The organism is Allostella sp., from assembly GCF_041913585.1.
GTDB lineage: Bacteria > Pseudomonadota > Alphaproteobacteria > ATCC43930 > Allostellaceae > Allostella.
The window spans coordinates 1-10515 of the sequence record NZ_JAYSFE010000147.1 but is presented as its reverse complement, the minus strand read 5'-3'; the positions used below and the strand labels follow the sequence as shown (position 1 = coordinate 10515).

The 10515-nt window shown below is 73.3% G+C and carries 9 protein-coding genes and 1 pseudogene; 3 read left to right on the top strand and 7 right to left on the bottom strand.

From position 1 onward, the window contains the following. Positions 1–67 precede the first annotated feature (67 nt). From ACE3Q3_RS20715 to ykgO, 5 genes are all read right to left on the bottom strand, one after another. Positions 68–313 (bottom strand): hypothetical protein, encoded by a 246-nt coding sequence (locus tag ACE3Q3_RS20715; protein WP_374449144.1) that lies wholly within the window; start codon positions 311–313, stop codon positions 68–70. 45 nt (positions 314–358) lie between these two features. Continuing rightward, positions 359–1657, bottom strand: coding sequence for a glycolate oxidase subunit GlcF (gene glcF, locus ACE3Q3_RS20710; RefSeq protein ID WP_374449143.1), 1299 nt, complete (start codon positions 1655–1657; stop codon positions 359–361). 15 nt (positions 1658–1672) lie between these two features. Next, positions 1673–2890, bottom strand: a complete 1218-nt coding sequence (gene glcE, locus ACE3Q3_RS20705) for a glycolate oxidase subunit GlcE (protein ID WP_374449142.1) — start codon at positions 2888–2890, stop codon at positions 1673–1675. After that, complete coding sequence (locus tag ACE3Q3_RS20700) at positions 2890–4374, bottom strand: FAD-linked oxidase C-terminal domain-containing protein (protein WP_374449141.1); 1485 nt, start codon at positions 4372–4374, stop codon at positions 2890–2892. The genes glcE and ACE3Q3_RS20700 overlap by 1 nt, the downstream gene beginning before the upstream one ends. Positions 4375–4504: 130 nt before the next feature. After that, entirely contained in the window at positions 4505–4630 is a 126-nt protein-coding gene (ykgO, locus tag ACE3Q3_RS20695; protein ID WP_374449140.1) for a type B 50S ribosomal protein L36, read from the bottom strand. Between the two features lie 203 nt (positions 4631–4833). Here ykgO and ACE3Q3_RS20690 point away from each other — a divergent pair, with 203 nt between their 5' ends. Continuing rightward, positions 4834–5337, top strand: coding sequence for an invasion associated locus B family protein (locus tag ACE3Q3_RS20690; RefSeq protein ID WP_374449139.1), 504 nt, complete (start codon positions 4834–4836; stop codon positions 5335–5337). Further along, positions 5334–7277: a hypothetical protein gene (locus ACE3Q3_RS20685; RefSeq protein ID WP_374449138.1), complete on the top strand. Its 1944-nt coding sequence runs from the start codon at positions 5334–5336 to the stop codon at positions 7275–7277. The genes ACE3Q3_RS20690 and ACE3Q3_RS20685 overlap by 4 nt, the downstream gene beginning before the upstream one ends. A gap of 9 nt (positions 7278–7286) precedes the next feature. Here ACE3Q3_RS20685 and ACE3Q3_RS20680 read toward each other — a convergent pair whose 3' ends face one another. Both ACE3Q3_RS20680 and ACE3Q3_RS20675 read right to left on the bottom strand, forming a co-directional pair. Further along, the gene (locus ACE3Q3_RS20680; protein ID WP_374449137.1) at positions 7287–8924 is read right to left on the bottom strand and encodes a class I adenylate-forming enzyme family protein; all 1638 of its coding nucleotides are present in this window, start codon (positions 8922–8924) and stop codon (positions 7287–7289) included. After that, the gene (locus ACE3Q3_RS20675) at positions 8924–9784 is read right to left on the bottom strand and encodes an amidohydrolase family protein (protein WP_374449136.1); all 861 of its coding nucleotides are present in this window, start codon (positions 9782–9784) and stop codon (positions 8924–8926) included. Before ACE3Q3_RS20675 ends, ACE3Q3_RS20680 begins: the two co-directional genes overlap by 1 nt. Before the next feature lie 286 nt (positions 9785–10070). Here ACE3Q3_RS20675 and ACE3Q3_RS20670 point away from each other — a divergent pair. After that, positions 10071–10515 (top strand): annotated as a pseudogene (locus ACE3Q3_RS20670) (hypothetical protein); the annotation flags it as partial.

Below are 10515 nucleotides of genomic sequence, written 5' to 3'. Positions count from 1 at the left end.
TCGAGCGCCGCCTCCGTCCCTTCCTCCTGCAAGTACCACTTCGCCGCAACGCCGGCGTCGACGACGATCACCGGCGATCCCGATCCTCGCGGATCAGATCTTCCGCCGGCGGATAGGCTCCGTTCCCGGCCCCGGGCGGAGCCATCGCGCGAATCCGGTCGAGTTCCTCGAGCCATTCGCGACGGTCGGGCGCCGCCATGGCGGTGATCCCCTCGCGGAGAAACTGGTCCATCGACTTCCCGCTCTCTCGCGCCCGCCGGCGCGGAGCCTCCACAACCGCGTCGTCGAGGTTGCGGACGATCACCTGTCCCATCGGCCTCTCCGTTTCTGCTATCGCAATGATAGCAGAAACGTCCGGCTACACGACCGCCCGCCCGAGCTTCTCGGGCACCGGACCGCCCGTCGCCCAGTCGAGCAGTTCGACCGTGTGGACGACCGGGGTATCGGTGCCGGCGGCGAGCTGGGTCATGCAACCGATGTTGCCGGTGGCGACGACGCCCGGCGCCGTCGCGTCGATGTTGGCGAGCTTGCGGTCGCGCAGGCGGGTCGCGAGTTCGGGCTGGAGCAGGTTGTAGGTTCCGGCGGAGCCGCAGCAGAGATGGCCCTCGGCCGGCTCGGCGACGGCGAAGCCGGCGGCCGCCAGCAGCGCCTTCGGCGCCTCGCGGATGCGCTGGCCGTGCTGCAGCGAGCAGGCGGCGTGGTAGGTGACGCGCAAGGGCGGCACCGGGACCGTGGGTCCGAGACCGAGGTCGGCCATCACCTCCGAGACGTCGCGGGCGAGCGCCGACACCCGGGCCGCGCGCTCGGCCCAGTCGGGGTCGTTGCGCAGCATGAAGCCGTAGTCCTTGACCGTCGTGCCGCAGCCCGACGCGTTGACGACGATGGCGTCGAGCCCCTCCCCCTCGATCTCGCGCATCCAGGCCTCGACATTGGCACGGGCCTGGGCGAGCGCCGGGCGCTCGCGCCCCATGTGGTGGACGAGCGCGCCGCAGCAGCCGGCGCCCTCGGCGACCACCACTTCGCAGCCGTGCCGGGTGAGGAGGCGCACCGTCGCCTCGTTGATCGCCGGGTCGAGCACCTTCTGGGCGCAGCCCTCGAGCAGTACCACCCGGCGCCGCCGCGGCCCCGCGGCCGGAAAGACCCGCGGTCCCTCCCAGGGCGACGGACCGGCCGGGTCCGCCGGCAGAAGGCGGAACAGCGCGCCGAGGCGCCCGGGCAGGCGGCGCCCGACCGGCCGCAGCACCGAGGCGCCGAGCAGCGCCAGCCGGAACGCCGCCGGCCGCGGCAGCACGAAGGCGAGCAGCTGGCGCAAGGCGCGGTCGTGCCACGGCCGCCGCCCCGTCTCCTCGACATGGCGGCGGGCATGATCGACCAGGTGCATGTAGTGGACGCCTGACGGGCAGGTCGTCATGCAGGAGAGGCAGGAGAGGCAGCGGTCGATGTGCGGCACCACGTCTTCGCTCGCCGGCCGCTCGTTCTCCAGCATCTCCTTGATGAGGTAGATGCGCCCGCGCGGACTGTCGCGCTCGTCGCCGAGGAGGACGTAGGTCGGGCAGGTGGCGGTGCAGAAGCCGCAATGCACGCAGGCGCGCAGGATCCGGTCGGCCTCGGCGATGTCGGGATCGCCCAGCTGCGCGATCGAGAAATGGGTCTGCATGGCGACCTTCGGATCCTAGAGGTCCGGCGTCATGCGGCCGGGATTGAGGATGCGCCGCGGGTCGAAGGTGCCCTTCACCCGCTCGGCGATCGCAGCGACCGCCGCGGCCTGGGGGTGAAAGGGCGGCACCACGGCGCGCACCGCTTCGGGTGCCCGCACCAGGGTCGCGTGGCCGCCGGAGGCCACGACCGCCGCGCGGACCGCGGCTTGGCCGGCGTCGCCCGCGGCCGGCACCGCGATCCAGACGAGCCCGCCCGCCCAGTCGAAGAACGTCTCCGCCGGCAGTGCCCGTCCGATCGCGGCCGCCACGGCCGGCCCGTCCGTCGGCGCGACCGACAGCCGCCACAGCGCCGCGTCGATGTCCGGCAGCAGCGCGGCGACGTCGCGGATCTCGGCCCAGAGGCGGGCCGAGCGGCTGGAATGGAGTTCCTCGACGGGGCCGCGCGCGCCGAGCAGGTCGCGCAGCGCCGCACAGCGCACCGCGACCGACGGCCCCGGCCCCTCCACCCGGATCGCGGTGACGGACGCGCCGGCGTCGCGGACGAAATCGACCGCCGATCGGGCCGCCACCGCCGCCGGAAGGTGGGCCGCCGACGCGACCTCGTGCGGGCTGCCGAGCGCCGCCGCCATCGCCGCCGCCGCCGCCGCCGGATCGAGCCCGAACACCAGCACGGTCCGCGCCTTCTCCGGCGCCGGCAGCACCTTGAAGGTGACCGAGTGGAGGACCGCGAGCGTGCCGTGGGACCCCGCCAGCAGCTTGCAGAGGTCGTAGCCGGTGACGTTCTTGACCACCCGGCCGCCGGCCTTGAAGGGCTCGCCGCGGCCGCTGACGGCGCCGGCGCCGAGGAAATGGTCGCGCGCCGCCCCCGCCTTGATGCGGCGCGGGCCGGCGAGGTTGGTCGCCAGCACGCCGCCGATGGTCTGTGCGCCGGCCGGGCCGCCGTAGATTGGACCGTAGTCCGGCGGCTCGAAGGCCAGCATCTGCCCTTGTGCGGCCAGTTCGGCCTCGATCGTCGCGAGCGGCGTGCCGGCGCCGGCCGCCATCACCAGTTCCGCCGGCTCGTAGAGCTGGATGCCGGCGAGGCCGGTGAGGTCGAGGGTGGCGGCCGCCTGCACCGGCCGGCCGAGGCCGCGCTTGCTGCCGCCGCCGACCAGTTCGAGCGGCGTGCCGTCGGCGAGCGCGCCGGCCACCATCTCCGCCAGGCGGGCGGGATCGTCGGGACGCAGTGCCATCAGAAGCGCGGCAGGTCGGGAAAGGGCAGCTTGCCGCCCGAGACGTGCAGCCGGCCGAGCTCGGCACAGCGATGCAGCGTCGGGAAGACCTTGCCGGGATTGAGCAGCCCGTCCGGGTCGAAGGCGCATTTCAGGCGCTGCTGGTGGGCGAGGTCGGTCTCGTCGAACATCGTCCCCATCAGGTCGCGCTTCTCGACGCCGACGCCATGCTCGCCGGTCAGCACGCCGCCGACCTCGACGCAGAGGCGCAGGATGTCGGAGCCGAACGCCTCCGCCCGCTCGAGCTCGCCCGGCCGGTTGGCGTCGTAGAGGATGAGCGGGTGCAGGTTGCCGTCGCCGGCATGGAAGACGTTGGCGACGCGGAGCCCGTACTGCGCCTCCATCTCGCGCATCCGCGACAGCACCAGCGGCAGGCGGTGGCGCGGGATGGTGCCGTCCATGCAGTAATAGTCGGGGCTGATCCGGCCGACCGCCGGGAAGGCCGCCTTGCGCCCGGCCCAGAAGGCCAGCCGCTCGGCCTCGGTCTCGCTGACGCGCAGGGTCACCGAACCGCGCGCGCGGGCGATGGCGGCGACGCGCTCGATCAGGTGGTCGACCTCCGCCGCCGGCCCGTCGAGCTCGACGATCAGCAGCGCCTCGACGTCGCGCGGGTAGCCCGCATGGACGAAATCCTCGGCGGCGTGGATCGCCGGCCGGTCCATCATCTCCATGCCGCCCGGGATGATGCCGGCGGCGATGATGGCGGCGACGCAGTCGCCGGCCGCCTCGCTGGTCGGGAAGCCGATGAGGACGGCGCGCGCCGTCGCCGGCTTCGGCAGGATGCGCACCGTCACCTCGGTGACGACGCCGAGCAGCCCTTCCGACCCGACGACGATGCCGAGCAGGTCATAGCCCTCGGCGTCGAGATGCCGCCCGCCGAGCCGCAGGATCTCGCCGTCGATGGTCACCATCTCGACGCCGAGCACGTTGTTGGTGGTCAGCCCGTATTTCAGGCAATGCACGCCGCCCGAATTCTCGGCGACGTTGCCGCCGATGGTGCAGGCGATCTGGCTCGACGGATCGGGCGCGTAATAGAAGCCGAGATGGGCGACGGCCTGGGAGATGCCGAGATTGGTGACGCCCGGCTGGACCACGGCGCAGCGGTTGTCGGCGTCGATCGCCAGCACCCGGTTGAAGCGGGCCATGCCGAGGAGGACGCCGTCGGCGAGCGGCAGGGCGCCGCCCGACAGGGAGGTGCCGGCGCCGCGCGGTACCACCTTGACGCCGTTGCGGCCGCACCAGCGCAGCACGTCGGCCACCTGCTGCGTCGTCCCCGGCAGGACGACGACGAGCGGCATCTGGCGGTACGCGGTGAGCCCGTCCGATTCGTAGACGCGCATCCCTTCGGCGCGGTCGATCACGCCGTCCGGCACGATCGCGCGCAGCGCGGCCACGATTTCGTGCCGCCGCGCGATCGTCGCGCGGTCGGGCTCGGGCATCAGCATGGACGACCCCTTCCCCGCCTCGTTGTCCGGCCGTCCCGCAGCAGGTCGGGCGGCCCGGCCCTCAAGGTAAAGGCTGGGCGGTCGGGGTCAAGCGCGGGCGGCCGTCCTCGGAATGCCGCCCGCGGGGCGATCAGCCCTGGCGCGCCTTGAAGCGCGGGTTGGTCTTGTTGATGACGTAGACGCGACCCTTGCGCCGGATGACCCGGCAGTTCTTGTCGCGCTTCTTCATCGACTTCAGCGAATTGACGACCTTCATCGGGCACCCTCGAGGCCCGCGCGAGGATCGGCGGGCGAAAATGAGCGGCGGACCATAGTGACCGGGTCCGCCCAAGTCAACGATCGGCGGCCCGCGTCGAAGATCCCGGCGCGGGCGGTGGCGAAGCCGGTCTTTAGCGACTAGATAGCGGTATGTCGATTCCTCCGATCGGGCCGTCTCGCCGGCCCCTCCGCTGGGGGGCCGTGGCGGCCGTCCTGGCGGCTCTCCTCGCCGCGTCCGGTCCGGCCGCGGCCCAGCAGCGCGGCCAGCAGCAGGCCCCCGCGGCCGCACAGCCCCAGGCGTTCGGGAGCTGGGTGCGCGCCTGCGAGCGCACCGGCCGCACCGAGACCTGTTCGCTCCGTCAGCTGGTCGCGCCGAAGGAGAACCCGAATCAGCCGATCATGGCCGTCGCCATCGGCCGACTGACGTCCGACCGCAAGATGGCGATGGTCATCAAGCTGCCCACCCAGATCAACCGCGAGGCCGGAATCGGCTTCCGGATCGACGAGGGCCAGGTGATGGCGGTGCCGATCCAGGGCTGCGACGCCGGGTCCTGCACCGCCGCGATCACGCTCGACGACGGCCTGCTGAAGCAGTTGCGCGCCGGCAGCCAGGCGCTCGTCGCGTTCCGCGGCCCGCAGGGTCAGGTGGCGCCGATGCCGCTCTCGCTCGCCGGCCTGACGCGCGGCCTGGCATCGCTCAAGTGACGTTCCGCCGCCCGGGCGCCGCTGCTCTGGTCGCTGCCGCGCTGGTCGCGGCGCTCCTGGCCGCCGGCCCTGCCGCGGCCCAGACGCCGTCGGCCGAACTGCTGACCCGGCTGCTCGGCCCGCTCGCCCCGCAGGGCACGGTCGGGCAGGCCGGCGACTGGGAGATGGCGGTCGCCGACGAGTCCTATCTGCTGGTGAACCGCCGGGCGCCCTACGGCGCCCGCTTCGTGTCGATCGCCGCCCCGGCCGGTCCGCTGACGCTGGCGGCCGAGGTGCGCAGCGAGCCCGCCAATGCCCCGGCCGACGCCCTGGTCGGCGCGGGCCTGCTGTTCGACGTGCAGGGCGCCGGGGCCGCGCGCCGGTTCGCCCTCGTCCTCGTCGAGCGCACCGGCGAGGTCGCGCTCTTCCGCGGCGACCAGACCGGGGTGAAGAAGGTCGAGGGGCGCGCATTGCCGGGCGCCAGCGGCTTCGTGCGCCTCGCAGCCGCCGAATCGGCTGGCCGCATCCGCGTCACCGCCAACGGCGTGCCGATCGCCGAGGTCCCGGCCACCCCGGCGGCCGGCACCCGCATGGGCGTTGCCGCGATCGGGCCGGGACGCTTCGCCTTCCGCAACGTCCGGCTCGGCGCCGATCCGGTCGTGGCGGCGGCCCCTGTCCGCGCCGGCCGGGTCGAGGCCCGATTGCCGGCGGGCTGGCAGGCGGCGGTCGGCGAAACCGGCGACTGGGTCGCCCGAGGCCCCGACGGCGGCCGGATCGTGTGGTGGCCCGTCCGCAGCCAGGCCGCGCTCGCCGGCGCGGCCGCCGGGACCGTCCTGGCCGAACTCGCGCGGCGACAGGATCCGGACCTGGCGGTCGGCCCGGTCGAGACGCGCGCCGGCGGCATCGCCGCCACCCTGCGGCGCGGCGAGCGGACGGTCGGCCGGGCCTGGCTTGCACCGACGCAGGCAGCGGCCGGCGGCACGACCGCCCTCTTCGTCCTGGCCGCGGGCGCGGACTGGACCGCAGGCCGGGCAACCGCGGCAGCCGGCATCCTCGGCTCGCTCCGCCTGGTCGGCGCGCCGCCGTCCGCCGCCGCGAGGGCCCGCACCCATCGCTGGGCCGATCCTGCCGGAGGGTTCACGGCCGAGCTTCCCCAGGGCTGGAGCGTGGCCGGCGGCAGCGGCACGGCGCGCGACGGTGCCGCGTCCTGGACCGTCGCCCTGACGTCGGCGGACGGCGCCTCGCGCGTCTTCCTGGGCGACCCGGAACTGCCGCTCTTCGTGCTGCCGACCGAGCGGCTGAAGGCGGCCGGGATCGCCGAGGGCCAGACCTTCCGGCACGGCGATGGCACTCCGGTCCTGGTCGCCCGGCTGATGCCCGGCCTCGGCTTCGCCGAGGTGCAGGGGATGCGACTGCTCGCCGGCCGCTGTGCCGACGAGCCGAAGGCGGAGCACCGCCGGCGGCGGGCCGACCTCGCCGGCGCCCTCGGCCGGGCGCTGATGCCGGTCCCGCCGGCCGAAGAACTGGAGGCGGGCGAGGTGGCGCTGTCCTGCACCGGCAAGGATGGCAGGCCGCTCGCCGCCTACATCCTGGCGGCGACGGACGGCACCGCGCAGCGGGGGCAGGGCGCGTGGTCGGTGCCGGTGCTCTATGGCTTCGTCGCGCCGCGCGAACAGGCGACGGAGGCGCTGGGCACGCTGGGCACGCTCATTGCCAGCATCCGCCCCAGCACCACCGCCCTCCTCGGCCGCGCCGAGGACACCGGCCTGCGCAACGAGGCGGCCGCCCGGGTCGCGGCCGCGGTCAGCGCGAGCTGGTGGTCCCAGCACGCGCCACGGCCTCCCGGACCGCGGCCGATCACCGCCGCGGACGGCATCACCCTCGAGGGCGACCCGCGCTTTCCCTGGCTCCCGGAAGGTCCCGCGCCCGCCGCCGACTGGGCGGCGGCGCTCGCGCCGTAGCCGCCCCCCTCACCGCCACAGCCCGTCGACGCGGTCGAAGGTGCCCTTGCGCGGGTCGCCGCCGGGCGGGACGATCTGGTGCTTCGCCAGCTTGTTCGACGCGGTGCGCGGCAGGAGCTCGGTGAAGGCGTAGTAGCGCGGGATCTTGAAGCGGGCGAGGTTCGCCTCGCAATGGGCGACGATCCGGCGCAGCAGCGGCTCGTCGGCCTCGGGGCCGGCACCCTCGGCGACGGCCGGGCGCTCGATCGTGATCCGCACCTCCTCGATGCGGGTTTCGTCGGGCACCGGGGTCACGGCGCAGTCGACGACCCCGGGAAGCTGGCGGACGACGCTCTCGATCTCGAAGGCGGCGATGTTCTCGCCCGCCCGCCGGATCATGTCCTTGAGGCGGCCGACGATGTAGAAGAAGCCCTGCTCGTCCTCGCGGGCGAGGTCGCCGGTGCGGAACCACTCGCCGGCGAAGGACCCGGCCGTCGCCTCGGGCTTGTTGACGTAGAGCTTCATCATCGACGGGCCGGCGACCTGCAGTTCGCCGGGCTCGCCCGGCGCCACCGGGCGGCCCTCGGCGTCGCGGATGCGGGCCCGGCGGAAGATCGAGGGGGCGCCGATCGAGCCCGACCCCACCATGTCCTCGATCTCGAACGGCATGTAGGTGCCGGGGCCGATCTCGGTCATGCCGAAGATCTCGCGGGCCGGGACGCGGAACCGGCGCTCCAGCTCGCGATGGCCGTCGCGGCTGAAGGCGGCGATCGCCACCCCGGCGAGCGGCGTCCTGGCGTCGTCGGCGGCCGCGGGCTGCTTCAGCACGACCTCGGGGAAGATGCACCAGTTGGCGCCATGCTCCTTGATCCAGCCGATGAAGCGCGAGGCGCTCGGCCGCTCGGCCATCAGGAGCGTGGCGCCCGTGTTCAGCGCCGTCAGCAGCAGGAACTGGGCGTTCATGTAGAAGAAGAGGTTCTGCACCAGGAGCCGCCGGGCCGGCACCGTGGTTCGCGCCGTCGCCCCGCGGGCGAGCAGCAGCCAGTAGCTCTGCGGCAGCAGACAGCCCTTGGGCAGGCCGGTCGTCCCCGACGTGTACTGGATGCCGACCGGGTCGTCGCCGCCGACCGGCCAGGCCGGGGTGAAGCGGTCGGACGCCGTTTCCATGAGGCCGGTCCAGGACCGGGTTCCCGGCACCGGCGACGGGCCGACGACGACGATGCGGTCGTCGGTCAGGTCGCCCGGGCGCTCCGGCGCGGCGACGAAGGTCGGCATGCAGGTGGCGTCGACGACGGCGAAGCCGGCGCCGCCGTCGGTCAGGGCATAGGCGATCTCGCGCGGCGTGTAGCCGTTGTTGATCGGGATCATCAGGGCGCCGAGCCGGGCCAGCGCCAGCCAGGTGATCGGGTACTCGATCCGGTTCGGCAGCATCACCGCGACCCGGTCGCCGTGCCGGACGCCGAGCGCCCGGAAGGCGTTGGCGGCCCGGTCGACGGCCCGGTCGAGCCCGGCATAGGTCAGCTGCTCACCGCGCTCGAAGAAGACGACGGCGAGGCGGTCGGGGTCGCGGCGGGCGGCGTCGGCCAGGAGTTCGCCCATGGTCGCATAGAACGGCTCGCGCTCCAGGCGGCGGAGCCGGGCCTGCATCTCGACGATGCCGGGATGCATCAGTCGAGGCCGAGCAGGCGCGCGGCGTTGCCGCCGATCCACTTCGCCGTCACCTCCGGCTTCAGCGGCAGGGCGCGCACCTCGTCGAAGCCGCGGCCGATCGGCTGCAGCGGGTGCGAGGTGCCGAAGACGATCTGGTCCTGGAGGATCGAGTTGCCGTACTTGACCAGCGGCTCGTAGCCGGAATCCTCGGCCTCCAGGTACTTCGGCCGCACCGCCGAGACGCCGATGAAGACGTTGCGGTGGCGCCAGGCGACGCCGATCAGTTCCTGCACCCAGGGCCAGCCGGGCGGCGCGGCGATCACCCGCAGCTCCGGGAAATGGACCATCACCTCGTCGAGCAGGATCGGCCGGCCGTGTTCCATCAGGCATTCGGTCGAGAAGTTGATCGACGAATGCACCGTCACCGGGATGTCGAGCTCGATGCACTTGGCATAGAGCGGGTAGAGCTTCTTGTCGTTGATCGCGATCTTGTGCTCGAAGCACTGCAGGTTGAGCCCGCGCAGGCCGAGCTCCTTCACCGCGTGCTCCAGTTCGCGGATCGCGGCCATGCCCTTGTGCGGATCGACGCCGGCGAAGCCGATGAAGCGGCCGCCCTGCTCGCGGCAGAAGCCCGCCACGAACTCGTTGCTGGTCTTGAGCCCGAAGGTCGTCTCGGTGTCCTTGGCCCGGACCACGACATGGTCGACGCCGGCGGCGTCGTAGGCGGCGAGATAGGCCGCCAGCTTGTCCTCCTCCCCGGCCGAGGCCTCGACCGCCGCCGCCTCGCTCGACCGGTAGACCCGGCGATAGTTCGACAGATGGCCGGCCCGGACGCCGAAATCGGCCAGGGGCGGCCGGCTCGAGAAGTCGATGATCATGGCGGAAGCCTCGGGTTCGCGAGGGAAGCTGGGCATGCCGGCCGGCGGACCGGCCACTCGCGCGACGATAGGCCGGCACGCCGCCCGGCAAAAATGCCGATTGGGCATGTCGTCTTTCCCGATCGGAATGAGGCGGCGGGGCCGCCGCCGGTACCGGTCATTGCCTTTGATCGTGCGATCGGGGAAGCTTTCCGCAATGGCATGCCCTTGGCACGGGCGGTCGCGGGCGCCGGCACGGCGTCCACGACCGGCGGCGGCGAAGGCGCGGACACCGAGGAGCAGTGACGTGGCGTTTGCGAAGATCGAGACGAAATCCGCCTGGAAGGGCTCGGAGATCGACTACCGCACCGAGATGATGCACCGCTTCACCGCCGACGAGGTGGCGGAGATCGATGCCGCCCTGCAGGCCTGCGGCCCGCGCGACATCCCGGAGATCACGACCGGGACCTTTCCGCTGCCCGGCCTCGGCCCGACCATGAAGCGGCTGCGCGACGGGTTGCTCGACGGCCGCGGCGTGCTGCTGATGCGCGGTTTCCCGCGCCATCGCTATTCGGCCGACGACATGGCGCGCGTCTATATCGGGCTCGGCGCCCATCTCGGCCGCCCGATCGCCCAGTCCTGGCAGGGGCAGCTTCTGGGCAGCGTCATCGACATCTCCGACGTCGTCGAGAAGGTCCGCGGCTACAATGCCGGCGGCGGCCAGCATTTCCACATCGACGGCTCGGCCTGCG